This window comes from Streptococcus cristatus (assembly GCF_003943465.1).
Lineage (GTDB): Bacteria > Bacillota > Bacilli > Lactobacillales > Streptococcaceae > Streptococcus > Streptococcus cristatus_C.
Genome location: NZ_RJPR01000010.1, coordinates 64,072 through 89,715 on the forward strand (window position 1 = coordinate 64,072; position 25,644 = coordinate 89,715).

Consider the following 25,644-nt stretch of genomic DNA (forward strand, 5'->3'; position numbering starts at 1 on the left):
CCTTATTTTAACAAATTCATAAAATCCGCGACCGGATCATTTGGAACCATCTGAGCTGTCAGCTTCACTCCTTTTTCATGCAGCTTGTGGAAAGCTTCCACATCTGCATCTACCACATTGATAGAGCGAGTGATGGGACGAGTTTCGTCTGACTGAGACATATTGCCGACGTTCAGTGTTTCCAGTGGAACACCAGCCTCTACCAAACGAAGGAAACGGTCTGGTTTACGAGCAACGATAAAGAGTCGTTGTGAGTCATATTTACCAGCCAAGATGTTTTCTGCTGCTTTAGCAATTGGCAAAATGCTGAGCTTCACTCCTGGCGGCGTTGCCAACTTGAGTCCGCTCTTTTCGATAGCATTTTCAGCTACCTCATCGTCAATCACCATAATGCGTGAAATATTGAGCTTGGTAGTCCAGAGATTGGCTACCTGTCCATGGATCAAACGTCCATCGATACGTGCACCTACGATTGTCATAAATTTTCCCCCTTTATTGTTTTAAATGTAGGTTGGTTAACTAAGTTAATTGATTCTTCATATTCCCCTTCCGTTTCAAAAATGATGATACGGTTATGTCCTTCTTTCAGAAGGCTATGCGGAATATAGAGCGATAAGGTTGGTCCGATATTCCAGAAACGACCGATGTTGACGCCATTTACAAAGGCAAGGCCCTTTCCAAAACCAGACAAGTCTAAATAAGTATCTTTAAGCGCTTTCATTTCAAAGTCAAAAGCGTAGAAAGCTGGTTGCTCTGGCTGCCATCCTTTTGAAAAATCGATGTTTTCTGTGTTTTCAAAAGAAAGTGGATACTGCTGCCAATTCAGCAAGAAGTGCAAATCCTTACAAACGCCCGTCCGAATTCCTTTTCGCTGGGTATCTGCTAAGAACTTATGCCCGTAATTGACCCGCCCCATGTTTTCCATCAGGACGTCAATACGGTGGGTGGTTTTCTTTTCTCCAGCAACAAAGATATCTTGACCAATCTCTGCTTGATACTGGGTTGCCATAAGCTTACCGTCCACAAAAAGCTGCATCCGGTCTCGCCCATCAATCACCCGAATTTTTTCCTCATCCGCATCCCAGCTGGCTTCGGTACGGTAAAGCAAGTAGCCATAGCTCTGCCCCAAATCCTCCATTTTGACAGGATAGAGACTCTCCACTGGCTGAGCCAAATCAGCTAATGTTTCAAACAAACTCACTTTCTCACTCAGAGCAATATCTCTCAGTTCAAAAGATTCTTTTGTGAGCGGTTTCATTTGTGGGTACTCAGGATAGTAGGCCTCCATCATTTTTTGCACTGCAAAATATTTCGGAGTTGGATTTCCCTGTTCATCGAGCAGGGCATCGTAATCATACGAAGTCACCTGTGGTAAATCCGTCACACCTCTGGCCGAGCAGCCATTCATGAATCCAAAATTGGTACCGCCATGAAACATATAGAGGTTGATAGAACCTTGTTTCATAACCTCATGGACAGCTTGAGCCAGTTCCTCAGGATCCCTTTTGATAATTGGCTCTTTCCAACGATTGAACCAACCATCCCAAAACTCCATACACATGAGCGGCCATTTTTTGCCATGCTCATCAAAGAATTCCTGCATCTGGGCAAAATTATAACCTGCCTTGGAGCCGAAATTTCCTGTAACAAATAAATCTTCCTCAATCAGCGTGCCGGCTCTCAGCGTTGCCCGCCAAGGACCATCCGATGTAAAGAGCGGACAATCAAGGCCTCGGTCCAACATCATCTGCCGAATCGCTCTCAGGTAGTCTTTATCCTCCCCGTAAGAGCCATATTCATTTTCCACTTGCATCATGAGGATATTCCCACCCTTGTCCAAGAGCCTTGGAACCAAGCGAGGAAGCAACTCATCATAGTAGTCTGCAACAGCCTGAAGATAGGAAGCATCAGAAGAACGGATTCTCATATCCTCAGTCAAAAGCCAGGCTGGCATGCCGCCAAATTCCCACTCCGCACAGATAAAGGGCGAAGGGCGAACGATGGCATATAATCCTAAATCTTGAGCAATCTGAAGAAACTTCTCAATATCTAAAATTCCCTGAAAGTCAAACTGGCCTTTCTTTGGCTCGTGCATGTTCCAAGGAACATAGGTCTCAACTGTATTGAAGCCTAGGGCTTTAAGGTTGTAAAGCGAGTGATACCAATCTTCCGGCTGAATCCGAAAATAGTGAATCGCTCCTGATAAAATCTTAAACTCCTGACCATCCAAGTAGAAAGAAGAGCCTATTTCAAATCTCTTCATCTCCCTATTCCTCCTAGATTTAAAACGCTTTCATTTCTTATTAATATTAATATAATAAACTTTTGCATAAATGTCAACATTTTTTTTTAAAATATGTTAAAATCAATATAGAGAGGGATAAAAAAAGAGAGGTGAGCACAATGGCTATTCCTAAATATCAACAAATCAAAGATGATTTAAAACAACAAATCATTTCTGGTAACTTTGAAAACGGTGATAGATTCTACACAGAAGCTGAATTAATCAAGATGTTCAACGTTAGTTCCATCACCGTTGTCCGCGCTTTGAACGAACTTGCGAATGATGGCTACATCATCCGTCAGCAAGGAAAGGGAACGTTTGTTTCACGCGCAAGAAAACACAAGCGTGTGGAATTCTCTGATATCGAAACTTTCCCTATCCAAAAGGATAAGGTGACTGTTCTGTCTATCAAACGCGGAAATGAATTGAGGATCTTGGAAAAACTAGAACTAACTCCGTCCCAGTTCTACTACAAGATTGACCGTATCAGAAGGACAGGCGATAAAGTCTATATCTATCACCAAACCTACATTCCTGAACAGTACATCAATCCAAACTATCCAGATTTGGACTACTACAGCTCGATCTACAATCGCTTCAAGACGGATTATCACATCCACATGAATGATGAGTATTTCGAAGAAACCAACGAAATCGTCTTTCCAACGCCAAAAGACATTGCCAAGACCTTAGAAATTGATCCAAACTTTCCAACTGTACATCAAGTCAAGATTACAAAACTGGAAAATACTGGACAAATCCTAGAGTACAGCGAAACATACAAGCGTGGTGATTTCTTCAAAATCAAATTTATTTCTTCTAGTCGCGATCATTAATCTGAAAAACGATGGTTCTCATGAGCTGTCGTTTTTCATTTCCTGACCAACTAGCCTATCATTATTATAAACCTATCTATACCAATTTGCAAGATATTCTAAGAACTTTTGTTCATTAAAAAGTGAATTGTGTCAAAAAGTAAACAGGGCCTATTAATTTGTCCTGTTTTTCAATTATCCTAAGGAAGAAAAAATAAGAAACACTGGCTATTCCCCTGAAAATTGGTATAATGATAAAGCAAAAAAGCTGGGATTCAATCCCAGTTTTTTGATATAAAATGTTCTTTATTTTTCAAATGAAATCGTTTATCAAGTCTTTAGAAAACCTGCTATTTCTTTATTTCTAATTCACGAACCTGAAGCAAAACATTAGGCAAATCTGCCCCGGCCTGAAGAAGAGCAGCAGCCGTATAAGCGCCTTCTACCAAAGGAACATTATTGATAATGATTTCCTTGTCAGAGAAGTCTGCGACCATTTCCAGATTCATCCGAGCCGAACCCAGATCGAAAAAGGCCAAAATAGTGTCCTTGTCATTAACATCTAAAGCTGCCTGAATCCCTTCAAAGCTCGTCCCGATGCTGCCATCGTCCAACCCGCCCACATAGCTGATGGCCACATCTGCCGCCACCTGCGAAATGAGATCAAACAAGCCTTGGGCCAGGTTTTTGGAATGGGAAACGATAAGAATGCCAGTATCTGCCATCAGCCTGTCTCCGTTTCTAGAAGAGCCTCAAAGAGGAGACCAGATGAAGCCGAACCGGGATCGATATGACCAATAGAGCGCTCACCGACATAGGAAGCCCGCCCCTTGGTCGCTTTCAGATCTTTGGTCGCTTCCACTAGGGAGCCAATTTTTTCATGCGTCAAGTCTCCAGACTGCAGAGAAAGAGGAATCTCCGACCAGACATCCATCATAGTCTTCTCACTAGGCACAGCCTTGCCCCGCTTCTGAATCATGTCCAGCCCAGCTTGGATGACTTCTAGCAAGTCTTTGCCGTCTTTTTCAGCTTTGGCCATGCCCATGAAAGCTGAGCCATATAGAGGGCCTGAAGCACCGCCGACCTTGCTAATCAGCTGCATAGAAACAGCCTGAAAAACCTCAGCCGCACTAGCAAAGTCCTTAGCAGCTAGATTCTCTACTGCTGCTGCCATTCCCCTAGCCATATTGGCGCCATGATCACCATCGCCGATGGGGGTATCAAGGTCAGACAGATAGTCTTTCTGACTCTGGATCTTTTCGTTGAACAACTGCATCCATTTTTTTGCTCTTGCTGCGTCCATAAGCACCTCCTTACCAAGCGGCTGTCGTGACAAGACTGTTGAGAGCTGTCAGCCAGTCTGGCCGGTCTAGCTGGATAAAGGTCAGAGAAATCCCCACCATATCAATGGAGGTCATGTAATTACCCAGCTTTTTATAGACAACTTCGACTCCAGCATCTGCCAGGAGATTTGCTACATCGGCCGCAAAGACATACTGCTCCATGAGCGGTGTTGCCCCCATACCATTGATGAGGATACCAATTTTTTTGCCAGATTTGAGCTCAGCAGACTGACTGAGCTTTTCGACTAATTCCTTGGCTAAGGCCTTAGACGGCTGCATCTTTTCCTTGCGATAGCCGGGCTCACCGTGGATGCCAATACCGAACTCTATCTCATCATCAGCCAAAACAAAACCAGGCTTGCCGACTTCCGGTACGGTTGCCCCGCTCAGAGCCAAGCCAACCGTGTGAATATGTTTGACCAGCTCATCAGCCAGAGCCTTGATTTCAGTCAGAGATTTGCCTGCACGCGCCGCATCTCCTAGAATCTTATGGACAAGAATAGTGCCAGCCACTCCGCGGCGACCTTGCGTATAAAGGCTGTCTTCCACTGCGATATCATCATCCACGACGACACTAGCTACCTCAATCCCTTCCATCTCAGCCATTTCCTGAGCCATTTCAAAGTTCATGATGTCACCGGAGTAATTCTTAATAACCATGAAGACCCCAGCACCCTCATCTGCTTCCTTGATAGCCTGCAAGACCTGGTCAGGTGTTGGTGAAGTAAAGACCGCTCCGCAGATAGCGGCCGACAGCATGCCCTCACCGACAAAGCCAGCATGGGAAGGCTCATGACCACTGCCACCGCCAGAAATCAAGCCGACCTTGCCTGTCTTCTCACTCTTGCGGGCAATGATATCGAAGCCCTCCACCCGATAAACCAAATCGCTGTGAATATAGGCCAAGCCGTCCAGCATCTCGTCCACAACCGCTGTTGGATCGTTGATAATTTTCTTCATAGGTGTCCTCCGTTTCTCAGCGTTTCTTTACGATGTGCAATTCGCCCTAAAAGAAAGCGCTATCATTTTAATATTATTTTAACATTTTATCTTATCGAAAGCAAATTCTGCCACATCCTAGAATAGAAGAAAGCATCAAATTAGTTGACAAGAAAAAGTAGACAGCGTATACTAAAGATAGATAAGTAGACAGTGTATACTTTTGGAGGAGATGAATGAAACGCAATAGTGCCCAGCTGAAAGAACAGCTCATTCAAACGGGGATTGACGAAATCGGAAAACATGGGATTGAGCAGCTCTCGCTCAGGACTGTTGCCAAGGCCTGCGGTGTAACTCACGGCACTCCATACCGCCATTTTGAGAGCAAGGAAGGCTACCTCAAGGTGGTTTTAGGTCAGCTTTCGCAGTTTCTAAATCAGGAAATCAATCAGAGCATTGATGCGACAACTTCTGCGCGTGAGCAACTGACCCAGCTTGGACTTAATTTCATTATTTTTGCCAAGACCTATCCTCATTTTTTCGAAGCTCTCTTTATCAAATTTCCTTTTAAATATATGAAGGTGACGCAGAACACCATTCTCTTGGAGTCTGACTTGCCTGGATTTGATAAATTTAAGGAACTTGTTTTAAAGCTTCGCAAGGAGGAAAATTTTAGCAATAGCGAAGCAGAAAGCCTTTTTCACTTTTGGAGCTTTATCACAGGTCTGGCCGTTCTGACCAACAGTCCTATCGGACAAGACCTTGATCCTCAAGCCATCCAAAGCACGATTGAGCACATGCTCGACATTTATATCAAAGGAGAACGATCATGAAAACCTTGATTATTTACACCTACCCCAGCCCAACTGGCTTCAATGCAGCTATTCTTAAAGAGGTTCAAAGCAATCTTTCTAAGAAGCACGAAGTGAAAACCTTGGACTTGTATGCTGAAAATTTTGATCCTATCTTACGCTTTGACCAAGAACATAGACGTCGTGACTTGCACAAAGACCCTGAAATGGCAAAATACCGCGATTTGATTACTTGGGCAGAGCATCTGATTTTCATTTTCCCTATCTGGTGGAGCGGTATGCCTGCTATTCTCAAAGGCTTTATTGATTGTGTCTTTGTGGCTGATTTCGCCTACTCTTATAAGAAAGTCGGACTCCAAGGCCACCTACAAGGCAAGACCGGCTGGATTATCGTCAGCCACAATACTCCAGGTTTTGCCTTGCCTTTCGTCCAAGACTATGGCAAGGTACTTAAAAATCAAATCCTGAAACCTTGCGGTATTTCTCCAGTCAAACTGACAGAGCTCAGCGGGGTAGAACGCAAAACAGACCAACAACGCCAAGAAATGCTCAAGAAAATCGGGCAACTGGCCAGTCAAATTTAAGAACAAGCAAATAGGCACTTCGTAAGAAGCGCCTATTTCTATATTTAATCTAAGCCCACGCGCTTGAAGATTTCATCCACGCGCTTGGTGTAATAAGTTGGATTGAAGATTTCATCGATCTCTTCTTGAGTCAGACGGGAAGTGACTTCTGGGTCCGCTTCGAGCAGAGGTTTGAAGTCCACTTGATTGTCCCAAGACTGAGCAGTCTTTGGCTGCACCAAGTCATAAGCCTGCTCCCGTGTCATACCTTTTTCAATCAAGGTCAACATAGCCCGCTGGCTGAAGATAAGACCAAAGGTCGAGTTCATGTTCCGCTTCATGTTTTCTGGGAAGACGGTCAAGTTCTTGACGATATTACCAAAGCGGTTGAGCATGTAGTCGATAAGAATGGTCGTGTCCGGAGCGATAATCCGCTCAGCTGATGAGTGGGAAATGTCACGCTCATGCCAGAGAGAGACGTTCTCAAAGGCTGTCACCATGTGGCCACGAATGACACGTGCCAGACCAGTCATATTTTCAGAGCCGATTGGATTGCGCTTGTGCGGCATGGCAGAGCTGCCCTTTTGACCCTTGGCAAAGAACTCTTCAACCTCGCGTTGCTCAGACTTTTGCAGACCGCGGATTTCAGTCGCCATGCGCTCAATAGACGTCGCAATCAAGGCTAAAGCAGAGAAATATTCAGCGTGGAGGTCACGTGGCAGGACTTGAGTCGAAATCTCTTGTGGACGGATGCCTAATTTCTCACAGACATAGCTTTCTACAAATGGCGGAATGTTGGCAAAGTTTCCAACCGCACCAGAGATTTTACCAACTTCTACACCAGCAGCCGCATGCTCAAAACGCTCGATGTTGCGCTTCATTTCGCTGTACCAAGTGGCCAATTTAAGACCAAAGGTTGTCGGCTCAGCGTGCACCCCGTGGGTACGCCCCATCATGATGGTAAACTTGTGCTCCTTAGCCTTGTCAGCAATGATGTTGGTGAAGTTTTCAAGATCACGACGGATGATGTCGTTAGCCTGTTTGTAAAGGTAACCGTAGGCAGTATCCACCACGTCGGTAGAAGTCAAACCATAGTGGACCCACTTGCGCTCTTCACCGAGCGTCTCAGAAACCGCACGCGTGAAAGCTACCACATCGTGGCGAGTCTCCTGCTCAATCTCCAAAATACGGTCGATGTCAAAGTCCGCCTTCTCGCGAATCAAAGCCACATCTTCCTTAGGAATTTCCCCCAACTCAGCCCATGCCTCGTCAGCCAAGATTTCCACCTCAAGCCAAGCACGGTATTTGTTTTCTTCACTCCAAATATTCGCCATCTCAGGGCGAGAGTAACGGTTGATCATGATTAAGATACCAAGGGCGACTAGAAAGCGACTGAATTTTAGGAAACCAATCTAAATTCCGAGCTTTCCGCCCGGGTTCAGTTCTGCAAACTAGATGCCCATTCCCTTTCTTTATTTACAGTTAGGAAGTCCGTAGCCCGTATTCAGTTTTGGTGAATATGTGAGCTCTTGTTCCTTTATTTTTATAGTTTTAAATATATCCTTTTATAAAAGAAGAGATGTGTTAGAGTAAGTATAGTTGCCTAACAAATCTATCTCATTTTTTCAGGCTACCAACTCAACTGTTTAAAAGCTCCTTCCAAAGTGCCTTGTTTTTTTAAACCTCTCATTGAAAATCCTGACAATCTATCTACAGTAGGCCAATCAAAGAATATTGCTGAAAAATTACTTTTTTCCTTTTTGGCAGGATAATAACAATACTTTCGGTGCTCATATTTACTGAATAGCTCTTCTTTCGTATAACTTTCAATTATCATATCCTCTGGTTCTAAAGGATATGTCTCATACACATCTTTACATGTTAAAAATAAACCTGGTTTAATTTTTTTATTCTCTTGTACACAATAAAAAATTTGGTTATGATTTTCATCAAATGTTCGACTAAATGAATCGCCATTATCTATCATAGCAANATTTTTAAAACATTTCTTATATCTTTCATCATACCCATAAGCATAAAATTCTCTATAAGACTTCCTACCTAAATATCCCTGAATCCTTGATAGGTCAAAATCTTCATCAAAATTTGGAATAAAAATATCATTACATAATTCATTTTCTAAACTTTTATCTTCTGCTTCGAACAATATTCTAGTTCCTATTGGAATTTTATCATTCTTATTGTAAAAATAAATTCTCACTTCATAAATAACTTTATTTCCTGTATCTGTAAGATATTTCGCAACTCTATTTTCATAGTACGCTTGACTATATCTAAAGACTTCATTCTTTTTACTTTGTTGCATGTTAGCTACACTAAATTGAATAAATCCATTTTTAGAATTATTTTTAATTTTTCTATAGGCCTCGTCTTTATTAGGAATGAAATTATAAAATTCTTTTGCTAGAATGTGTCCTTGATGAAAAAAATTCTGCCCGTTTATTTTTTGAGGATTTCCCTTCGGAAGTTTCATTGTTAAATTTAAATTTGGAGACTTACTGTTCGGGATTCCTCCATCTAACATAGTACGCCATCCTTGAGACTTAGCACCTACCAACCTACTCACAATAGGCTTTTTTCTCAATATTTTAAAGTAAGTATTCTGCTCACAGTACTTAGCTTCGAACCCAAGTATTTTACCCAGCTCGTCTTCCCCTGAAATCCCAAGCCTAATATATAATTCCGATTCTTTCACCTGGCATTGTCCTTTCATTTTATGAATGCAATCCTAAACGCAAATCATTAAACCTTCCATTTATGTCTTATTTAACTACTCAAATTCTTCTTTCTCAATCCAAACAGATGGATAATGGGCCGGTGTATTCAAATCCGTATCTAGCGGGAGATCATAGATAGCTAAATAATTTTCAGGATATTGAGCAACCAACTCTTCATACTTAGCTCTCACTTTTTCATGATCACCACTAGCATTCAAGACTTCGACCACTGCTCCAGTCTTCTCTTTTTCAACAACAGCGTTAACGATGATTTGAATCATAGATTCTCTCCATTAAATTCTAATCATTTTCTTCTTCCTCAGGATCTTCGTATGCAAAAAATTCAATCGAAAGTTTTATAGGACGGCTCGTTAATCCAAAACTCTTTATATAATCATAGACCTCATCATCATCGCGCGTATGCTCTATTATTAGTTGATTATTTGTTCTCTCTACAATATGAATCCCTTCTGCATCTGGAATTTCTGGAATGACTACATCATCCGCATAAGTAAATGTTAGAGTAGTAATATCGTCTTCAAATACATCATCGAATTCTTCTATCATTTTAAAAATCAATCCTTTCCCCAAACTCAACCACACTATTTGGCACATCACTAAACACTATCATATGCCCATCTTTCGATTGTACTGAACTTCTATAATCATTTATTTACCGCCCACTCCGCTGCTTTCTCTGCATGGATCACCGTGGTGTCGTAGAGAGGCAGGTCAGTATCAAATTGTTTGATGAGAAGGCCTATCTCGGTACAGCCCAAGATAACAGCTTCTGCGCCAGCTTTTTTCAAATCATCTATAATGGTAAGATAAGTCTGCTTTGAGCTTTCTTTGATATCCCCTAGACATAGCTCGTCATAAATGATCCGATTGACCTCTGTAATACCAGCTTGGTCTGGAATCAGCACTTCTAACCCATACTCTATTAATTTCTCCTTGTAAAAATCTTGAGTCATGGTGTACTTGGTCCCTAGGAGACCAACTTTTTGAATACCATCAGCCAACAAGGCCTGCGCGGTTGCCTGCGCAATATGCAAGATTGGAATCGTAATCTTTTCTTGTATCTGCGGAGCAACCTTGTGCATGGTGTTGGTGCAAATAACAATGAAATCTGCACCTGCTTGCTCCAAGCGCTTAGCAACATCTGCCAAAAGTTGACCGCTTTTCTCCCAGTCTCCTACTGCCTGATAATGCTCAACCTCTGCAAAATCAACACTGTAAAGCAGAATCTTAGCTGAATGCAAGCCACCCAGCTCTTTTTTGATGGTTTCGTTAATGATTTGGTAGTAAGATGTGGTGCTTTCCCAACTCATGCCACCAATCAGACCGATAGTTTTCATAGGCTAATCAAACTCCTCCTTGCTTATCGCCACCGACGGATAGTGCGGCAAGCTACTCAGATCTGTATCCAATGGCAAATCATAGATAGCCAGATAATTGTCTGGATATTGAATCTTTAATTCCTGATATTTGGCTTTTACTTTTTCAGGGTCGGCGCTGGCAAAGAGCACTTCTACAACAGCAATTTCTTTGCCTTCTTCCACAAAAGCATTGACAATGATTTGAATCATAAACTGGTCTCCATTTAGCTTTAAAGATTATCATTTTCTAAGTCTTCATGTATAGAAAATTCAAATGAAATTCTCTCAGGATGTCTAGGCAGGCCGTAACCACTCAGATAATCCTTAACTTCCTTCACGGAACAAGAATATTCTAAGACTAGCTGATTGCCAGCTCTCTCTAAAATATGAATCCCCTCTCTATCCGCAATCTCTGGAACAATCAAATCGTCCGTATAAGTCAGTGTTACGGTCGTTATTTCATCATCTAGCAATTCATCAAATTCTTCTGTCATTTCAAAAATCAATCCCCTCCCCAAACTCAACCACGCTATCCGGCGCATCTCTAAACAAAGTCACATGTCCCATTTTGCGGTTGTGCTTCGCTTCTATTTTACCATACAGGTGGAGGTGGGCGCTTGGATTTTCTGTGACATATTTCTCAGCGGCCTCGACATGCTGGCCGAGAACATTGAGCATAACGGCTGGCGCATGCAGGTGGATAGCTGGCAATGGTGCTCCCAGAACACCGAGAATGTGGGTGTCAAACTGTGAAAAATCGCAGGCTTCGATAGAGTAGTGGCCAGAGTTGTGTGGCCGTGGGGCAATTTCATTGACGATGATGTCGTCAGCCGTCGCAAACATTTCCACGCAGAGGGTTCCAGACAAGTTAAGCTGTTCTGCGATTCGCACTGCCATGGTTTTGGCTTTATCTGCTAGCCTTTCCGAAATGCGGGCTGGCACGATGGTCTTAGACAGGATGTTGTTGCGGTGGATATTTTCCTGAACTGGGAAAACCGTCACATCCTTGCCATTTCCGGACACAATGACGGAAATTTCAAGGTCAAAGTTGACAAATTTTTCCAAAACGCAGTCTGCTGAGTCAGCTAGTGTATAGGCCTCTTCCAAGTCTGCTTCTGAGCGAATGACCTTTTGCCCATGTCCATCGTAACCGCCTGTAGCAGTCTTGAGGACATAGTTGTTGGACAAGTCGATATCTGCCAAGTCTTGGCTAGAAGTCACGACCTTGTAGGGTGCCACGGTGACTTGGGCCTTGTTTGCGAGAAAGTCCTTTTCAAAAATCCGATTTTGAGAAATGCGGAGCAGGTCCGTTCCTTGAGGGAGCTGACCATCCTTAATGACAGCATCCAAACCATCAGCATCAACATTTTCAAACTCATAAGTCAAGACATCGCATCGCTCAGCCAACTGACGAAGGGCGTCCACATCATTATAAGGCGCCACGATGATTTCTGCCACGCGAGAGGCTGGGCAATCCGCCGCAGGATCCAGCGCGATGACCTTGTGCCCCATGTAGATAGCAGAAATGGCCATCATCTGACCCAGCTGACCGCCACCAATGATTCCGATTGTTTTAGATGAGCTCATTTGTAGACTCCTCTGCGATTCTTCCTTGTTCTTCTGCAAAATTAGCTAGCGCTGCTGCTAGGTCTTGATCTTCAATGGCCAAGATCCGAAGGGCAGTCAGGGCAGCGTTGGTCGCTCCAGCTTCCCCGATTGCCATAGTTGCCACAGGCACGCCACCCGGCATCTGCACAATCGAATAAAGAGAGTCCAGACCGCTGAGCGCGCGTGATTTGACCGGTACACCGATGACAGGCAGAGTCGTTTTAGCCGCGACCATACCTGGTAGGTGTGCTGCGCCACCAGCACCTGCAATGATGACCTTTATGCCACGACTTCGGGCTTCTTCGGCATGCTGAAACATGAGATCCGGCGTGCGGTGGGCAGAGACGACTTTCTTTTCATAGGCAACACCGAAACGGTCTAAAACTTCAGCTGTTTTTTGCATGGTGGTCCAATCAGATTTGGAGCCCATGATGATGGAAATAATTGGTTTAGTCATGATTTTTCTTTTCTTTCCTTTCAACAATCACCTTAGGTTGTGAGGGACGACAGCAGCCACCAAAGGTGTCTCATGCCTAAATCGGAAGCCCAGGGTCTTCCAATTTCCCTGAACGATTAGCTTATCATCCAATCGTTCTTTCACAACGGCGGTGATTGTTCTATATTAGCTCGCTAACGCTCGCAAATCAAACGACCATTATCGTATTTGGCGACTTCGTCGCGTTATTCTTATATCTTTACTTAATAGCCTTGCTTCCGATATCTGTTCGGTAAAAGAGACCTTCTGTTTTTTGTTGGGCGAGTTCTTGGTAGATGGTATCTTGGGCTTCTTTGACGGTATCGGCTGTGGTGACGAGCATATAGACTCGTCCGCCGTTGGATAGCAATGCTCTGCTATTTTCCGCGAACTTAGCTCCTGCATAGTAGGTGATGGTGTCGCCTTCGGTCTTGGCTGGCAACTTGACACCTTTTTCATAGTCTAGCGGGTAACCATTGGACGCGACAACCACACCCAGAGTCACACCCTTGTCCGTCCATGTGATGTTCGGCTCCTTGCTATCGAGAATATCCGTGATATTTTGCGCAAAGTCAGATGTCAAGCGAGGCAGGATAATCTGAGTTTCGGGATCACCAAAACGAGCGTTGAACTCGATAACCTTCGGACCGCCAGCAGTCAAAATAAGCCCCGCGTAGAGGACACCAAGATACGGACGACCTTCTTTGATCATCCCTTCAAGAACTGGCTTGACAATGGTGTCAACCGCTGTATCAACCACGCTCTGTGGCAAGTGAGGAACTGGCGCATAGGCACCCATCCCACCAGTATTAGGGCCTTTGTCCCCGTCGTAGGCACGTTTGTGGTCCTGAGCCGTTGGCATGATATAGAACTTGTCCCCATTGACAAAGGCAAAGAGAGAGAACTCTTCTCCGTCAAGGAATTCCTCGATAACCACGCGCGCACCAGAATCACCAAATTTATTGTCCAAAAGCATCTCGTGAGCAGCTTCGACCGCTTGCTCAACCGTCTCAGCAACGACGACGCCCTTTCCAAGCGCCAAGCCATCCGCTTTAACTACGATTGGAGCACCTTTTTCTTCTATGTAGGCCTTGGCTTCCTCGAAATCTGAAAATGTGCCATAGGCTGCTGTCGGAACGCCGTATTTGACCATGATTTCCTTGGCAAAATCCTTGGACCATTCCAGCTCAGCCGCAGCCTTGGTCGGACCAAAAGCCTTGAGCCCAGCTTGGTTAAAATCATCTACAATCCCAGCTGCCAGGGCATCATCCGGACCGATAAAGGACCAAGCAATATCGTTGGCCTTTACAAACTCAATCAATTTAGAATGTTCGGAAATTCCAATATTCACCAAGTCTAGCCCATCCAAGGTCATACCGTCATTTCCAGGTGCGACAAAGACTTGCTCCACATCCTGAGACTCCAACAACTTCTTGGCAATCGCATGCTCACGACCACCCGAACCAACAACTAAAAGCTTCATAGCTAAGATACCTCAATGTCCAATATCATAGGTGCTTACGCACCAAGCTAACACATCACGTAAAAACTACCGTATTTTTACGAATTATTTATCTAAATTATATCACAATCGTTCGTTTTATTCCATGATAAGCAGGAAAAGAAGAGAAATAATCTACTTTTGTTAGGAGTATCCATCTCTGACAAATAAAGTCTACCTATATTATTTTTTGGTATTTTTACTATTTCATCCCTGTATTTCAAGCAGCAAAGATTTGATGAAATCAAAATAAATTAGAAATTCAACTATCATCATCTTTTAAAATTTTTTCTATTTTCATATTTTTTTCCCGAATAATCTAAATGGAATCATCCAAATTACTTATTCAAAGGAGATTTATGAAAAAATATCAGAAGCTGTTTTTATTATCCGGAGCAGTCCTTGGGCTGTTTGCAAGTCATTCCACGGCTCAAGCTGTTACATCGACTGAAACTGGAAACAAAGTCCTAGGCCCCACTGATCGTGCCAGCAATGTAACCGTCAATGTCACTGGAGATACGGCGCAGATTCATTATGCCCGCTCCAAGGCTCAGGTTCCCTATACCATTTCCCACGCAGTCTGGTCCGACGAAAACGGACAGGATGATTTGAAATGGTACACCACGCCTCAAACATCCAGCACATCCGTTGACCTTCGGCAGCACGCTGGCTATGGCACCTTCCATGTGCACACTTACATTAATATCAACGGGAAAATGATAGGCTTGAATGGTACGACCTTCACTGTTAATAAACCTGCGGTTAAGGTCTCTACTAATATTGTCGGACAAACTGGTCAAATTCACTTTAAGCGTAACAAAGACCAGATAAACTCTCGTATTTTACATGCGGTCTGGTCTGATGAAAATGGACAAGATGACTTAAAATGGTATAATGCCGGACAAGATATCACCGAATTTACACTTTCTAATCACAAAGGTTATGGAAAATATTTCGTAGATACTTATGAAAATAAAAATGGCAAAATGATTTACCAATCGGGCACCACTTTCCATCTAGAAAAGCCTAATCCGATCATTCAGACAAGCTTCCCTGAACCCGGCATTATGGAAATCCTTATCAAAAATCTTCCTGAATCCATGTATAAGATCACTGTCCCAACCTGGTCTGAAAATAAGGGGCAAGATGATTTACAATGGTATCAAGCAAAGAAAAATCCTGACGGCAGTTATAGCGTTAGAGTCGAGCTGAAGAAACACAATTACGATACAGGAACCTACCATATCCATCTCTATGGAGAAAGCTATGTTAAGCCTGAGTTAACAGGATTAGCAGGAACAAGTGTTACACTGGATGCTGGCAAGATGCCTTCTCAAAAAGACCAAAAACCGCTTTTCTCTGTTGGAAATATCAATCAGGAAGAGGGAACCTACACTGTAAAAGTCTCTGAAACTGCAGCATCTAAGCCAATTCAATCCGTCCGTGTGCCTATCTGGAACGCTCAAAATCCAAGTGCCATCAAGTGGTATGACGCGAGTAATAATGGAGATGGGACTTTTACTGCACAATTCAATATCCGCAACCACCAAGCCTTATCTGGAAGCTACACCAATCATATCTACGTTAAGTACAAAGATGGAAGCGAGCATAGCTATGCGACAGACAGCGTCACCCTCTCTGCTGAAAATATCAAAGCTAAGGTTTCTGTCAATAAAATTTCTACCTACAATTACGAAGTGACCGTTTCCGATGCTTTCGGACCAGGAACCATTTCTCTACCAACTTGGTCAGAGGTCAACGGACAAGATGACATCAAATGGTACACTGCTAACAAAGTGGGCAATGGCTTGTATAAATTTACCATCAATACGCAACAGCATGCTGGAAACGGACTCTTCCATACCCATGTTTATCGCAATCTCAATGGTCAGATGACTGGACTTACAGGCACCAGCTATCAGGTTGATAAACCAACCACGCCTGAGCCAACCCTCTACACACCTGATTATGCAGGAGCATCCTCTTATCCTCATGGACAGTGTACTTGGGGAGCAAAAGTACTGGCTCCTTGGGCTGGTCCTTACTGGGGCAACGGCGGCCAATGGGCAGCTAGCGCACGCGCAGCTGGTTTCCGAATAGGAAGCACTCCACAAGTCGGAGCCATCATCTGCTGGACCGATGGCGGCTATGGGCATGTTGGTGTTGTCACTCATGTCGAATCCAATACCCGCATCCAAATCAAAGAATCCAACTATGCAGGTAAACAGTATATTGGCAACTTCCGTGGCTGGTTCAATCCTTACGCCGCCGGTCAAGGAGCTGTCAGCTATATTTATCCAAAATAAATTTACCAAAAAAACCTTGGTTTTATCAACCAAGGTTTTTCATCTGTTCAAATCGAAGCCATTTCTTACTTCGCTAGTTTCTTTTCCAAATAGGCAACAATATCTGCGACATTTTCAAAGTGATCAACATCCTCATCTGAAATTTCAATCGCAAACTCATCCTCTAAAGTCAGGATGAATTCCATTAAGTCAACAGAGTCAGCGCCTAAATCATCTTTTAAGCCCAAAGTTGGCTGGACAACAAAGTCCTTTCCTTGACGTTCTTGGATAATTTCTGTTACTTTTTGAAAAATTTGTTCTTGATTCATTCTGTCTCCACCTCTTTTGAAAATTCCACCACAGATTTTCCGACAACATCTGTCTCCAGCATGGTTCGGATCTGACGAATGGTGCTATAAACGGCCTTGGCATCGCTTGAACCGTGTGTCTTGACCACTGGCGCCTTTAGTCCAAAGAGAACGGCCCCACCGGCACTGGAATAGTCCAGACTCTTGCGCATTTCCTGTAGGCTATCTTTGAGCAATAAAGCTCCTAGCTTAGCCTTGAGACCACCGCCTAGCACAGCCTTTTTGAGCTGGCCTAGGATGCTAATGGCCGTTCCTTCGATGGATTTGAGCACAGCATTGCCCGTAAAGCCATCTGCTACGACAACATCTGCCACTCCATCCATAAGGTCACGCGCCTCCACATTGCCGATGAAGTTCAGCTTGTCATCCGCTGCTAGCAATGCATAGGTTTCCTTACGCAGAGGGTCTCCCTTGCTGGCTTCAGTGCCATTATTGAGCAAGCCAACACGTGGCTGCTTAATGCCACGAACATTTTCCGCATAAAAAGAACCTAGGATAGCATATTGGTGCAGATGGTGAGGGGTGTTTTCAGCATTTGCCCCCAGATCCAGCATATCAAAGCCTCGGCCATCCACAGTCGGTAAAGTGGATAAAAGACCCGGTCGATCAATATTTTTGATCCGTCCGACTATAAAGAAGCCCGCCGCCAAAAGCGCTCCTGTATTACCGGCAGACAAGACCGCATCTGCTTCTCCATCCTTGACTGCCTTAGCTGCCAAAACCATGCTAGCCTGCTTCTTCTTGCGAATAGCCTTGGTCGGCTCATCATCCGAATCAATCTTTTCATCCGTATGGACGATGCTGACGCGCTCTGTCGCTGTCAATAGAGGTTTAATCTTGGCCTCATCCCCATAGAGCACAAGCTCAATATCCGAGAAGTCTCTCAGAGCCTGATTAGCACCTTCGACCAAAGCCTGAGGGGCATTGTCTCCGCCCATGGCATCAATAGCTATTTTTTTCATGCTGTTCTTCCTCATGTTTGTCTTGTAAAATACTGCCCCAGTCGCCCAGAGAGTCGATAAATTTCTTTGATTTGAGATGAATACCCACGTATTCATCATAAAGTTGATCTATAAAGTCCCTGATCTGTCGCTTGATTTCCGGCTTGAGCGAAATCGTCTCCAGCTCACTAAACTGAACCGCCTGAAACTGATTGAGCAAAAAAGGAATATTGGGATTAAGATGACTACGATGAGCATCCTTGTGATAATGCTCTGGGCAGAGTACCCCGCCATATTGAAAGGAAAAATCAAAAGGCAGACCTTTCCGATGACAAAAAACACAGTCATGGAAATTCAGAGAAACCCCAAAGCGAGATAAAATCTGAATTTCAAAAATATTTGTCAAAACCTCATAATCCAGCCCTTGATTCATTAAATCCAGTGTCTTTTGCAAAAAAGCAAAGAGGGCTGGATCTGGCTGATTGTCCTGAATACTAGCATCTGCTAGGGCTGCCACATAGCTGGCATAGGCCATGACAAAGAGGTCGCCCTTGATTTGCCCGTAACTTTCCACAGCTTGGTAATCTTCGATATAGCTGAGTCCGTCGTCATTGATTTTCATCAAGAGTTCTGCCGCCGTCAGAGGCTGGATGACTGGAGCCAGCTTAGATTTTCCAGCATGTTTCACGAAAAACATTCGCTTGCCAGCCTGCTCCGTAAAGATCTTGACCAGCTTATCATCTTCCCGGAAATTCCGATTATAGAGAATCAAACTCTTGCTCGTTAACGGTCTAAGCATGGTCTTCCATGTACTCCTTGAGCCGTTTCAGAGCTTCCTTGATGGTTTCCATACTAGCTGCATAAGACAGGCGGATATAGCCCTCTCCATACTGACCGAAAGCCGCTCCTGGAATAAAGGCCACAGCCTTCTTCTCAGCAAAATCTCGCAAAAAGGCAAAAGAATCTTGATTGTAGCCTGCTGGAATCTTGGCAAAAATATAGAAAGCACCGTCTGGCTTGATAATCTGATAACCCAGCTCTGTCATCTTTTCGATAATGTAATCCCGCCGCTGAACGTATTCCGCCTTCATGGGTTGGGCATCATCCCTACCAGCTGTCAAAGCCTCAATAGCTGCATATTGAGCCATGGTATTGGCTGCCGTCACCAGATACTGATGGCTCTTGATCAATTGAGCCGTAAAAGCAGCAGGAGCAAAGATAAAACCTAGTCGCCAGCCCGTCATAGCATGAGACTTGGACAAGCCATTGATGACGATGGTCTGCTCGGGCAAATATTCCGCCAGTGAAACGTGCCCCTGCTCCGTATAAGTCAACTCAGAGTATACCTCATCGCAGACGACAAAAACTTCATACTTGCTCAATACTGCTGCCAAAGCCTCCATCTGCGCCCGCGAATAGGTCACACCAGTCGGATTAGCCGGATAGTTGAGAATAACCGCCTTGAGCTTATCCCCTTGCTCCAAGATAGCCTGCTCCAGCATTTCAGGGGTCAAGACAAAGTCGTTTTCTGTCGTATCAATCTCGACAATCTCCGCCCCGACCAAATTGACAATCGGCTCATAGCCTGGATAAGCCGGCGCTGGTAGCAAGACCTTGTCGCCCTCCTCCAGAATAGCAGTCAGAGTCGCAGACAGGGCCTCAGTTGCCCCAATAGTGACTAAGACTTCATCTTCTGGACGATAGTTCAGATTGTACTTCTCCTTGACAAAATCAGCCGCAGCCTGCCGCAGCTCCAAAAGCCCGCTCATCCCTGTATAGTGACTCTGGTTGGCATCAATAGCTGCCTTGGCCGCCTCCTTGATATGATCCGGTGTCGGAAAGTCTGGCTCCCCCAAGGTCAGCCGCAGAACACCTGGAATCGTAGAAATGGACTGGTCAAACTGACGAATCAGAGACACTTCAATTTTATCTAAATTCTTGTTAAACTTCTTAGTCAAATCCATAGCCGCCTCCGATAATCTAATAGAACTATTATACTATAAATGCAGTACTACAGCAAAATTTTATTACAAATAGGAATAAGAAAGAGATTTAGCAAGTTGCTAAATCTCTAATACTCCACAATCCTTATATATTATGTCTTTCAAAAAGGGGGGAAAGTGGACGTTTTTCATGGATTCGAACGATGGCTTCTGCCAAGAGATGAGCGATAGAAATCTGCTCAATCTTATCGATTAATCTGTCCTCTGAAAGGTAGATGGTATCTAAAACCACTAGTTTTTTGATAGCGGATTTCTGGATATTTTCCATAGCTGGCCCTGACAAGACTGGGTGAGTACAGCTCGCATAGACTTCCACAGCACCGGACGCTGCTAAAGCGTCTGCCGCATGACAAATAGTGCCCGCCGTATCAATCATATCATCTATCAGAATACAGGTCTTACCTTCCACCTTACCAATGATATTCATGACTTCACTGGTATTCATCTTGTCAACGCTGCGACGTTTGTCGATAATCGCAATCGAAGTTTTGAGAAATTCCGCCAACTTACGAGCGCGGCTGACACCACCGTGGTCTGGGCTGACAACCACATAGTCGCTACCAACCATGCCCCGACGCTCAAAATAATCAGCAATCAAAGGCGCTCCCATCAAATGGTCGACAGGAATATCAAAGAAACCTTGGATCTGAGCAGCATGCAAATCAATGGTCAATAGGCGATCTACCCCAGCAATCTCCATTAGGTTAGCCACTAATTTAGATGTAATTGGCTCACGAGCACGAGCTTTTCGGTCCTGTCTAGCATAGCCATAGTAAGGCATCACTACGTTGATAGACTCCGCACTAGCCCGCTTCAAGGCATCCACCATGATCAAAATTTCCATTAGATTGTCATTGACAGGTGAGCTAGTTGACTGCAAGATAAAAACGTGCTTTCCACGGATCGATTCTTCGATATTTACTTGAATTTCCCCGTCAGAAAATTGACGAACCGTTGATTTCCCAAGCGGCATCCCAATCTCCTTTGCAACACGCTGCGCTAATTCTTGATTAGAAGAAAGAGCAAAGAGCTTTAAATCAGAAAAAGACATGATTCCCTCCAGATTCTAAATCGTCTTTTATTGTAACCAATTACATTTTTCCTACCTACCATTGTAACGCTTTTCCAGCAATTTTTCAATAAAAAATAAAAGGGAGAACGAAAAGTCGTTCTCCTTCATATTTCATTAGTTTGGATAGATGTATGTTACGTATCCTTGTGCATTTGTTGGGTCAAACCATCCACGGTGATTACCGAGTGATTGGTTACCAGCATAGTTTGCTTCTGATACTTGAATGTTGTTAGCAGATTGAACTGCTGTTACAACTGCAACGTGTCCGTAGCCACCGTCGTTCCAACATGCGATCGCTCCAACTTGTGGTTGTGATCCTGTACGGAAGCCCGCTGCTGCTGCACTAGCTGCCCATTGGCCACCATTACCCCAGTAGTCGCCAGCCCATGGTGCCAAAGTCTTAGCACCCCAAGTACATTGACCTACAGGATAAGTTGATGCTGAAAGGCTATATGATGGAGTTGCAACAACTCCTGATGTAGCAACCGCTGCTTCTGCTGCAGGAGCTCCACCTGTATTATTTACAGCTTGAACTTGTGCTGCGAAGCTTGTATTTCCTGAAGCAAGGATTGCTTGTTGTTGCGCTTGTTGCTGGTTCTTATATGCTGCTTCTGCCGCCGCTGCCTCAGCTGCCGCTTTTTCAGCTGCCGCTTTTTGCTCTAAGAGACTATTTTTCTCATTTTCAGCAGATGCTTTTTCAGCTGCAAGGTTCAGTTGAGCAACCTTGAGTTCAGCCTGCTTAGTTGTCAACGTTTGAGCATCGTCTGCAAGTTTTTGTTGGTTTGCAATGACTGTATTGATAGATTCATTGTTAGCAACTTGTTTTTCAGCAATCTTTTCTTTATCTTCTTTTTGTTGTTCCAGCATTTTGTTGTTAGCCGAAACGATTTCGCTCATCGCTGCTACACGAGAGATAGCTTCAGTGATTGAAGCAGAGTTAATGATTGTGTTGATATAGCTTGTTGCTGTGCCACTTGTTTGAGTACTACGCGCTTGGTTTGCAAGAGACTCATTACGAGCAACAATATTCTTTGATAACTCTTCAATTTCAGCAGTAAGTTTCGCAGATTCAGCATTCAATTTTTCATTTTCTGCTTGAAGCACTTCTTGTTGCTTTTGAATAGCTGAAACTTGTTTTTGAATTTCATCAACTTGTGCTTGTGCCGCTTTTTGTTGATTTGTTAAACTATCAATTTTACTATTTTGAGCTGCAATTTTATCATCTGTACTATCAGCCTTAACATTTACTAGCGCAGCACCTTGAGAAAGGATCACCGCACTCAATAAAACCGATGTAAGTAGTTTTTTCTTCATAAAAATATTAACACTCCTTCTTACTAAGACATTATATAGTATATCAAAAAAATTCTGGCTATATATTACGCATTCGTTACATTTCTATTTCTAAATCATCATAAATAGACTTTTTCAAACAAAGGCTGTAACAATAGGAAAAGAAAGGCATTAAATACTAAAGTCGGCACCAAAGCATAGATAATAAAATCAGGGAATGTAAAGCTCGCTAGGTGCAAGAATGATGCAGAAGCAAAGTTAATCATTTCAAAAAAGAAGACAATCGTAATGATTGCTAAAACGCGTGTCCAACGATTTAGCAAAAATACAGAAAGAAAATGATAGATGGCAACTGTCAGTAGAGGCAAGATAAAAGTAAAAAGCCCAATCACATGTAGATAATAAACATCGTAAAAAAGCCCTAAAGTAAAGAAGAGGAAAAAAATATATTCCTTTGAAAAGTTTAAAAATAAGAAAACAGTAAAGAACAATAAAATATGACTTGCCGGATGCCACTTCTCAGCAAAAAGATCTACAAGACTTCTTGATAATTGACCATCAATGAAGAAGATCAGAAATAGAAACAAAGCTGTAAAAAAAGTTCCTCTTAGAATTTTCATACTAATTTCTCACCAACAGAACCGCTTGAATATCAGATAAATCAGCAGCAGGCTTCACCAAAACTTCTTTGTTTAATTGGTCCTTATCAGCTGACATTGATAAAACTTGACCAACCAAGACATTCTCAGCATTATAAGATCCGAGACCACTTGTCGTCACAGTTGCCCCTTCTTCAATTCCGTCCAGCGTATTTAGCTGGCTGACGATAAAAGCTGACTTTTCAGTGTCAAAACCAACAATGATGCCATAGGCAAAGCCAGTCTTTGTCTGAATTTTAATGGCAATAGAACTATCATTCTTTTCATTTGTAAGTAGACTAACGACACTGGAAGAATCAGAAACACTAGTAACCGCTCCGATCAAACCACCGTTAGAAATAGCCAGCATAGAGGTTGACACATCGCTTGACTGCCCCTTATCAAGAGTTAATTCATTCTTCCAAGTAGATGGAGAGCGAGAAATAACCTCTGCAGCAATCTTGACAGCACTTTGATCATTATTTCGTAACTCTAAGAGAGAACGCAACTGTTCATTCTCCAATTTTAAGGCATCAGAAATATTTGCCTTATCTTCAAGATTGTAAATTGTTCCTTTTAGTGTCTCATTTTCTTGATAGGTCTCTATTAACTGAACAACCTTTTTCTTTTCCTTAGCAAAATAGTTAAAAGGAATAGCAACTACCCGATCAACACTGGACAAAAAATCACCAGTCACAGAAACAATCCATGGTGAAAGAGGGGAAAGCATCAAGCTTATCATAACAATTCCCAATAGCAAAATAGAAATCAAAAATTTAGACATCTTTAATTTATTCATTCCAATCTCCGCACCCAAAACCAATAAATCCCTAAAAAATGCTTATATGAATCCAGAACAGACTATAGCAATTCAACCAACAGAGTTCAAATAAACAATAAGAAACAATTCTACAAAATAAAAACATTATAAAACAAGAAAAGGAGATAGCAAATGCTAAACTCCCTTATTTACGGAGAATGGGGGATTCGAACCCCCGCGCCAGTTACCCGACCTAACGATTTAGCAAACCGTCCTCTTCAGCCTCTTGAGTAATTCTCCAATATACTAAATGGGCACGAGTGGACTCGAACCACCGACCTCACGCTTATCAGGCGTGCGCTCTAACCACCTGAGCTACGCGCCCAAGTTATAAAAAACTTGGTATGAACTTCCGTTCAAAGCGGGTGACGAGAATCGAACTCGCGACAACAGCTTGGAAGGCTGTAGTTTTACCACTAAACTACACCCGCATCTTAGATAATGGTATGGCGCGAGACGGAATCGAACCGCCGACACATGGAGCTTCAATCCATTGCTCTACCAACTGAGCTACCGAGCCAAATTGCGGGAGCAGGATTTGAACCTACGACCTTCGGGTTATGAGCCCGACGAGCTACCTAGCTGCTCCATCCCGCGATATTCTAATCTAAGGAGGATGTGGGATTCGAACCCACGCACGCTTTTACACGCCTGACGGTTTTCAAGACCGTTCCCTTCAGCCGGACTTGGGTAATCCTCCAAGATATTCATATGGACCTTGTAGGACTTGAACCTACGACCACTCGGTTATGAGCCGAGAGCTCTAACCAGCTGAGCTAAAGGTCCAACAAGATCGTTATAGCGGCGAAGGGGATCGAACCCCCGACCTCCCGGGTATGAACCGGACGCTCTAGCCAGCTGAGCTACACCGCCAGATATCGGGAAGACAGGATTCGAACCTGCGACACCTTGGTCCCAAACCAAGTACTCTACCAAGCTGAGCTACTTCCCGATCATAAGCAAAAACGGAGTCATATGACCTCGTTTCCCTTCATGCACCCTAGAGGAGTCGAACCTCTAACCGCCTGATTCGTAGTCAGGTACTCTATCCAGTTGAGCTAAGGGTGCTCTATATCACGATAATCAATTATAACAAAGACACATAAAAAAGTCAAGACTTTCTTATGCACCCTAGAGGAGTCGAACCTCTAACCGCCTGATTCGTAGTCAGGTACTCTATCCAGTTGAGCTAAGGGTGCCCTGTCGCATATCCGCTATGCCGAGGACCGGAATCGAACCGGTACGATCGTTACCAATCGCAGGATTTTAAGTCCTGTGCGTCTGCCAGTTCCGCCACCCCGGCCTCAAAGCGAACGACGGGATTCGAACCCGCGACCCCCACCTTGGCAAGGTGGTGTTCTACCACTGAACTATGATTAAAAGTCAAATGCTCTACCAACTGAGCTAACGAGTCTTTCTTCTTGAAACTGTCTAACAATTCCAACGGTCCCGACGGGAATCGAACCCGCGATCTTCGCCGTGACAGGGCGACGTGATAACCGCTACACTACGGGACCTATATGGGAGTTAACGGGATCGAACCGCTGACCCTCTGCTTGTAAGGCAGATGCTCTCCCAGCTGAGCTAAACTCCCAAAAAGGAAGTACTCCGACTTCCTATCCTGCTAAGCGACTACCATATCTCACAGGGGGCAACCCCCAACTACTTCCGGCGTTCTAGGGCTTAACTTCTGTGTTCGGCATGGGTACAGGTGTATCTCCTAGGCTATCGTCACTTAACTTGCTGAATTAACTTGCAATATCTTAT

27 protein-coding genes, 15 tRNA genes and 1 rRNA gene are annotated in these 25,644 nt (G+C 43.7%); 4 read left to right on the forward strand and 39 right to left on the reverse strand.

Features of this window, described 5'->3' with window-relative positions; genetic code table 11:
* Positions 1–2 precede the first annotated feature (2 nt).
* Both D8793_RS09485 and D8793_RS09490 read right to left on the reverse strand, forming a co-directional pair.
* Positions 3–479, reverse strand: coding sequence for a PTS sugar transporter subunit IIB (locus D8793_RS09485; RefSeq protein ID WP_045498334.1), 477 nt, complete (start codon positions 477–479; stop codon positions 3–5).
* Entirely contained in the window at positions 476–2,263 is a 1,788-nt protein-coding gene (locus tag D8793_RS09490) for a glycoside hydrolase family 35 protein (RefSeq protein ID WP_125371664.1), read from the reverse strand. Before D8793_RS09490 ends, D8793_RS09485 begins: the two co-directional genes overlap by 4 nt.
* Before the next feature lie 140 nt (positions 2,264–2,403).
* Between D8793_RS09490 and agaR the strand changes: the two genes are divergently transcribed.
* Positions 2,404–3,120 carry a transcriptional regulator AgaR gene (gene agaR / locus D8793_RS09495; protein WP_125371665.1) on the forward strand — a complete coding sequence of 239 codons (717 nt, stop codon included), beginning with the start codon at positions 2,404–2,406 and terminating at the stop codon, positions 3,118–3,120.
* A gap of 329 nt (positions 3,121–3,449) precedes the next feature.
* Here agaR and dhaM read toward each other — a convergent pair whose 3' ends face one another.
* The 3 genes from dhaM to dhaK are packed head-to-tail and all read right to left on the reverse strand — an operon-like array spanning position 3,450 to position 5,402.
* Positions 3,450–3,824: a dihydroxyacetone kinase phosphoryl donor subunit DhaM gene (dhaM, locus tag D8793_RS09500; RefSeq protein WP_125371666.1), complete on the reverse strand. Its 375-nt coding sequence runs from the start codon at positions 3,822–3,824 to the stop codon at positions 3,450–3,452.
* Positions 3,824–4,402: a dihydroxyacetone kinase subunit DhaL gene (gene dhaL / locus D8793_RS09505; protein WP_125371667.1), complete on the reverse strand. Its 579-nt coding sequence runs from the start codon at positions 4,400–4,402 to the stop codon at positions 3,824–3,826. Before dhaL ends, dhaM begins: the two co-directional genes overlap by 1 nt.
* 10 nt (positions 4,403–4,412) lie before the next feature.
* On the reverse strand, positions 4,413–5,402 hold the full coding sequence (gene dhaK, locus D8793_RS09510; RefSeq protein ID WP_125371668.1) for a dihydroxyacetone kinase subunit DhaK: 990 nt from the start codon (positions 5,400–5,402) through the stop codon (positions 4,413–4,415).
* A 215-nt stretch (positions 5,403–5,617) separates the two neighbouring features.
* On the opposite strand from dhaK, the gene D8793_RS09515 reads away from it, so the two are divergent.
* Positions 5,618–6,214 (forward strand): TetR/AcrR family transcriptional regulator, encoded by a 597-nt coding sequence (locus tag D8793_RS09515; protein WP_125371669.1) that lies wholly within the window; start codon positions 5,618–5,620, stop codon positions 6,212–6,214.
* On the forward strand, positions 6,211–6,777 hold the full coding sequence (locus D8793_RS09520) for an NAD(P)H-dependent oxidoreductase (RefSeq protein WP_125371670.1): 567 nt from the start codon (positions 6,211–6,213) through the stop codon (positions 6,775–6,777). Before D8793_RS09515 ends, D8793_RS09520 begins: the two co-directional genes overlap by 4 nt.
* Before the next feature lie 44 nt (positions 6,778–6,821).
* Here the strand turns inward: D8793_RS09520 and purB are convergent, their stop codons facing one another.
* The 10 genes from purB to purD all read right to left on the reverse strand — a co-directional run bounded on the left by purB (position 6,822) and on the right by purD (position 14,439).
* Positions 6,822–8,117 carry an adenylosuccinate lyase gene (gene purB, locus D8793_RS09525; protein ID WP_125371671.1) on the reverse strand — a complete coding sequence of 432 codons (1,296 nt, stop codon included), beginning with the start codon at positions 8,115–8,117 and terminating at the stop codon, positions 6,822–6,824.
* A gap of 1,430 nt (positions 8,118–9,547) precedes the next feature.
* Complete coding sequence (locus D8793_RS09535; protein ID WP_125371673.1) at positions 9,548–9,775, reverse strand: phosphoribosylaminoimidazole carboxylase; 228 nt, start codon at positions 9,773–9,775, stop codon at positions 9,548–9,550.
* Between the two features lie 19 nt (positions 9,776–9,794).
* A complete protein-coding gene (locus tag D8793_RS09540; RefSeq protein WP_125371690.1) occupies positions 9,795–10,061 on the reverse strand; it encodes a hypothetical protein in 267 nt (88 codons plus the stop codon).
* A gap of 98 nt (positions 10,062–10,159) precedes the next feature.
* The gene (locus tag D8793_RS09545; protein ID WP_125371674.1) at positions 10,160–10,852 is read right to left on the reverse strand and encodes an aspartate/glutamate racemase family protein; all 693 of its coding nucleotides are present in this window, start codon (positions 10,850–10,852) and stop codon (positions 10,160–10,162) included.
* 3 nt (positions 10,853–10,855) lie between these two features.
* Positions 10,856–11,083 (reverse strand): phosphoribosylaminoimidazole carboxylase, encoded by a 228-nt coding sequence (locus D8793_RS09550; RefSeq protein ID WP_125371675.1) that lies wholly within the window; start codon positions 11,081–11,083, stop codon positions 10,856–10,858.
* A 20-nt stretch (positions 11,084–11,103) separates the two neighbouring features.
* A complete protein-coding gene (locus D8793_RS09555; RefSeq protein ID WP_125371676.1) occupies positions 11,104–11,367 on the reverse strand; it encodes a hypothetical protein in 264 nt (87 codons plus the stop codon).
* Between the two features lies 1 nt (position 11,368).
* A complete protein-coding gene (gene purK / locus D8793_RS09560) occupies positions 11,369–12,460 on the reverse strand; it encodes a 5-(carboxyamino)imidazole ribonucleotide synthase (protein WP_125371677.1) in 1,092 nt (363 codons plus the stop codon).
* On the reverse strand, positions 12,447–12,938 hold the full coding sequence (gene purE, locus D8793_RS09565) for a 5-(carboxyamino)imidazole ribonucleotide mutase (RefSeq protein ID WP_125371678.1): 492 nt from the start codon (positions 12,936–12,938) through the stop codon (positions 12,447–12,449). Before purE ends, purK begins: the two co-directional genes overlap by 14 nt.
* Positions 12,939–12,965: 27 nt before the next feature.
* The gene (locus D8793_RS12255; RefSeq protein ID WP_125371679.1) at positions 12,966–13,082 is read right to left on the reverse strand and encodes a phosphoribosylaminoimidazole carboxylase; all 117 of its coding nucleotides are present in this window, start codon (positions 13,080–13,082) and stop codon (positions 12,966–12,968) included.
* Between the two features lie 94 nt (positions 13,083–13,176).
* A complete protein-coding gene (gene purD, locus D8793_RS09575) occupies positions 13,177–14,439 on the reverse strand; it encodes a phosphoribosylamine--glycine ligase (RefSeq protein WP_125371680.1) in 1,263 nt (420 codons plus the stop codon).
* Positions 14,440–14,816: 377 nt separating this feature from the next.
* On the opposite strand from purD, the gene D8793_RS09580 reads away from it, so the two are divergent.
* On the forward strand, positions 14,817–16,763 hold the full coding sequence (locus D8793_RS09580) for a GBS Bsp-like repeat-containing protein (protein WP_125371681.1): 1,947 nt from the start codon (positions 14,817–14,819) through the stop codon (positions 16,761–16,763).
* 65 nt (positions 16,764–16,828) lie between these two features.
* Here D8793_RS09580 and D8793_RS09585 read toward each other — a convergent pair whose 3' ends face one another.
* The 24 genes from D8793_RS09585 to rrf all read right to left on the reverse strand — a co-directional run bounded on the left by D8793_RS09585 (position 16,829) and on the right by rrf (position 25,616).
* Positions 16,829–17,071, reverse strand: a complete 243-nt coding sequence (locus D8793_RS09585) for an acyl carrier protein (RefSeq protein WP_125371682.1) — start codon at positions 17,069–17,071, stop codon at positions 16,829–16,831.
* Positions 17,068–18,072, reverse strand: coding sequence for a phosphate acyltransferase PlsX (plsX, locus tag D8793_RS09590; RefSeq protein WP_125371683.1), 1,005 nt, complete (start codon positions 18,070–18,072; stop codon positions 17,068–17,070). Before plsX ends, D8793_RS09585 begins: the two co-directional genes overlap by 4 nt.
* Positions 18,053–18,850, reverse strand: a complete 798-nt coding sequence (gene recO, locus D8793_RS09595) for a DNA repair protein RecO (RefSeq protein ID WP_125371684.1) — start codon at positions 18,848–18,850, stop codon at positions 18,053–18,055. Before recO ends, plsX begins: the two co-directional genes overlap by 20 nt.
* A complete protein-coding gene (locus D8793_RS09600) occupies positions 18,843–20,015 on the reverse strand; it encodes a pyridoxal phosphate-dependent aminotransferase (protein WP_125371685.1) in 1,173 nt (390 codons plus the stop codon). Before D8793_RS09600 ends, recO begins: the two co-directional genes overlap by 8 nt.
* A 124-nt stretch (positions 20,016–20,139) precedes the next feature.
* On the reverse strand, positions 20,140–21,105 hold the full coding sequence (locus tag D8793_RS09605) for a ribose-phosphate diphosphokinase (RefSeq protein ID WP_061909808.1): 966 nt from the start codon (positions 21,103–21,105) through the stop codon (positions 20,140–20,142).
* A 135-nt stretch (positions 21,106–21,240) separates the two neighbouring features.
* Positions 21,241–22,440, reverse strand: coding sequence for a peptidoglycan hydrolase PcsB (gene pcsB / locus D8793_RS09610; protein ID WP_125371686.1), 1,200 nt, complete (start codon positions 22,438–22,440; stop codon positions 21,241–21,243).
* A 98-nt stretch (positions 22,441–22,538) separates the two neighbouring features.
* Positions 22,539–23,039 carry a rod shape-determining protein MreD gene (mreD, locus tag D8793_RS09615; RefSeq protein WP_125371687.1) on the reverse strand — a complete coding sequence of 167 codons (501 nt, stop codon included), beginning with the start codon at positions 23,037–23,039 and terminating at the stop codon, positions 22,539–22,541.
* Between the two features lies 1 nt (position 23,040).
* On the reverse strand, positions 23,041–23,856 hold the full coding sequence (mreC, locus tag D8793_RS09620; RefSeq protein WP_125371688.1) for a rod shape-determining protein MreC: 816 nt from the start codon (positions 23,854–23,856) through the stop codon (positions 23,041–23,043).
* Between the two features lie 173 nt (positions 23,857–24,029).
* Positions 24,030–24,117, reverse strand: a tRNA-Ser gene (locus tag D8793_RS09625).
* Positions 24,118–24,128: 11 nt separating this feature from the next.
* Positions 24,129–24,202 (reverse strand) — tRNA-Ile (locus D8793_RS09630).
* Positions 24,203–24,237: 35 nt separating this feature from the next.
* Positions 24,238–24,308 (reverse strand) — tRNA-Gly (locus D8793_RS09635).
* A gap of 16 nt (positions 24,309–24,324) precedes the next feature.
* Positions 24,325–24,397, reverse strand: a tRNA-Phe gene (locus D8793_RS09640).
* A gap of 3 nt (positions 24,398–24,400) precedes the next feature.
* Positions 24,401–24,474: transfer RNA gene (locus D8793_RS09645), tRNA-Met, on the reverse strand.
* Between the two features lie 13 nt (positions 24,475–24,487).
* Positions 24,488–24,577 (reverse strand) — tRNA-Ser (locus tag D8793_RS09650).
* A gap of 12 nt (positions 24,578–24,589) precedes the next feature.
* Positions 24,590–24,663: transfer RNA gene (locus tag D8793_RS09655), tRNA-Ile, on the reverse strand.
* 13 nt (positions 24,664–24,676) lie between these two features.
* A tRNA-Met gene (locus D8793_RS09660) sits at positions 24,677–24,750 on the reverse strand.
* A 5-nt stretch (positions 24,751–24,755) separates the two neighbouring features.
* Positions 24,756–24,829, reverse strand: a tRNA-Pro gene (locus tag D8793_RS09665).
* 42 nt (positions 24,830–24,871) lie between these two features.
* Positions 24,872–24,945 (reverse strand) — tRNA-Arg (locus D8793_RS09670).
* 57 nt (positions 24,946–25,002) lie between these two features.
* Positions 25,003–25,076, reverse strand: a tRNA-Arg gene (locus D8793_RS09675).
* Positions 25,077–25,094: 18 nt separating this feature from the next.
* A tRNA-Leu gene (locus D8793_RS09680) sits at positions 25,095–25,180 on the reverse strand.
* An 8-nt stretch (positions 25,181–25,188) separates the two neighbouring features.
* Positions 25,189–25,249: transfer RNA gene (locus D8793_RS11930), tRNA-Gly, on the reverse strand.
* Positions 25,250–25,321: 72 nt separating this feature from the next.
* Positions 25,322–25,394: transfer RNA gene (locus D8793_RS09685), tRNA-Asp, on the reverse strand.
* Between the two features lie 4 nt (positions 25,395–25,398).
* A tRNA-Val gene (locus tag D8793_RS09690) sits at positions 25,399–25,471 on the reverse strand.
* A 29-nt stretch (positions 25,472–25,500) separates the two neighbouring features.
* Positions 25,501–25,616, reverse strand: a 5S ribosomal RNA gene (gene rrf / locus D8793_RS09695).
* Positions 25,617–25,644: the final 28 nt, after the last annotated feature.

Excerpts from the sequence above, each read along its gene's own strand:
- agaR (WP_125371665.1), top strand. The coding sequence starts at position 2,404 with ATGGCTATTCCTAAATATCAACAAATCAAAGATGATTTAAAACAACAA.
- D8793_RS09555 (WP_125371676.1), bottom strand. The coding sequence starts at position 11,367 with ATGACAGAAGAATTTGATGAATTGCTAGATGATGAAATAACGACCGTA.
- purK (WP_125371677.1), bottom strand. The coding sequence starts at position 12,460 with ATGAGCTCATCTAAAACAATCGGAATCATTGGTGGCGGTCAGCTGGGT.
- D8793_RS09550 (WP_125371675.1), bottom strand. The coding sequence starts at position 11,083 with ATGATTCAAATCATTGTCAATGCTTTTGTGGAAGAAGGCAAAGAAATT.
- dhaL (WP_125371667.1), bottom strand. The coding sequence starts at position 4,402 with ATGGACGCAGCAAGAGCAAAAAAATGGATGCAGTTGTTCAACGAAAAG.
- D8793_RS09485 (WP_045498334.1), bottom strand. The coding sequence starts at position 479 with ATGACAATCGTAGGTGCACGTATCGATGGACGTTTGATCCATGGACAG.
- D8793_RS09605 (WP_061909808.1), bottom strand. The coding sequence starts at position 21,105 with ATGTCTTTTTCTGATTTAAAGCTCTTTGCTCTTTCTTCTAATCAAGAA.
- mreD (WP_125371687.1), bottom strand. The coding sequence starts at position 23,039 with ATGAAAATTCTAAGAGGAACTTTTTTTACAGCTTTGTTTCTATTTCTG.
- D8793_RS09585 (WP_125371682.1), bottom strand. The coding sequence starts at position 17,071 with ATGAATCAAGAACAAATTTTTCAAAAAGTAACAGAAATTATCCAAGAA.
- D8793_RS09490 (WP_125371664.1), bottom strand. The coding sequence starts at position 2,263 with ATGAAGAGATTTGAAATAGGCTCTTCTTTCTACTTGGATGGTCAGGAG.
- mreC (WP_125371688.1), bottom strand. The coding sequence starts at position 23,856 with ATGAATAAATTAAAGATGTCTAAATTTTTGATTTCTATTTTGCTATTG.
- dhaK (WP_125371668.1), bottom strand. The coding sequence starts at position 5,402 with ATGAAGAAAATTATCAACGATCCAACAGCGGTTGTGGACGAGATGCTG.
- D8793_RS09580 (WP_125371681.1), top strand. The coding sequence starts at position 14,817 with ATGAAAAAATATCAGAAGCTGTTTTTATTATCCGGAGCAGTCCTTGGG.
- D8793_RS09545 (WP_125371674.1), bottom strand. The coding sequence starts at position 10,852 with ATGAAAACTATCGGTCTGATTGGTGGCATGAGTTGGGAAAGCACCACA.
- purD (WP_125371680.1), bottom strand. The coding sequence starts at position 14,439 with ATGAAGCTTTTAGTTGTTGGTTCGGGTGGTCGTGAGCATGCGATTGCC.
- D8793_RS09600 (WP_125371685.1), bottom strand. The coding sequence starts at position 20,015 with ATGGATTTGACTAAGAAGTTTAACAAGAATTTAGATAAAATTGAAGTG.
- recO (WP_125371684.1), bottom strand. The coding sequence starts at position 18,850 with ATGCTTAGACCGTTAACGAGCAAGAGTTTGATTCTCTATAATCGGAAT.
- dhaM (WP_125371666.1), bottom strand. The coding sequence starts at position 3,824 with ATGGCAGATACTGGCATTCTTATCGTTTCCCATTCCAAAAACCTGGCC.
- D8793_RS09535 (WP_125371673.1), bottom strand. The coding sequence starts at position 9,775 with ATGATTCAAATCATCGTTAACGCTGTTGTTGAAAAAGAGAAGACTGGA.
- D8793_RS09520 (WP_125371670.1), top strand. The coding sequence starts at position 6,211 with ATGAAAACCTTGATTATTTACACCTACCCCAGCCCAACTGGCTTCAAT.
- D8793_RS09540 (WP_125371690.1), bottom strand. The coding sequence starts at position 10,061 with ATGATAGAAGAATTCGATGATGTATTTGAAGACGATATTACTACTCTA.
- D8793_RS09515 (WP_125371669.1), top strand. The coding sequence starts at position 5,618 with ATGAAACGCAATAGTGCCCAGCTGAAAGAACAGCTCATTCAAACGGGG.
- purE (WP_125371678.1), bottom strand. The coding sequence starts at position 12,938 with ATGACTAAACCAATTATTTCCATCATCATGGGCTCCAAATCTGATTGG.
- plsX (WP_125371683.1), bottom strand. The coding sequence starts at position 18,072 with ATGAAAAAAATAGCTATTGATGCCATGGGCGGAGACAATGCCCCTCAG.
- pcsB (WP_125371686.1), bottom strand. The coding sequence starts at position 22,440 with ATGAAGAAAAAACTACTTACATCGGTTTTATTGAGTGCGGTGATCCTT.
- purB (WP_125371671.1), bottom strand. The coding sequence starts at position 8,117 with ATGATCAACCGTTACTCTCGCCCTGAGATGGCGAATATTTGGAGTGAA.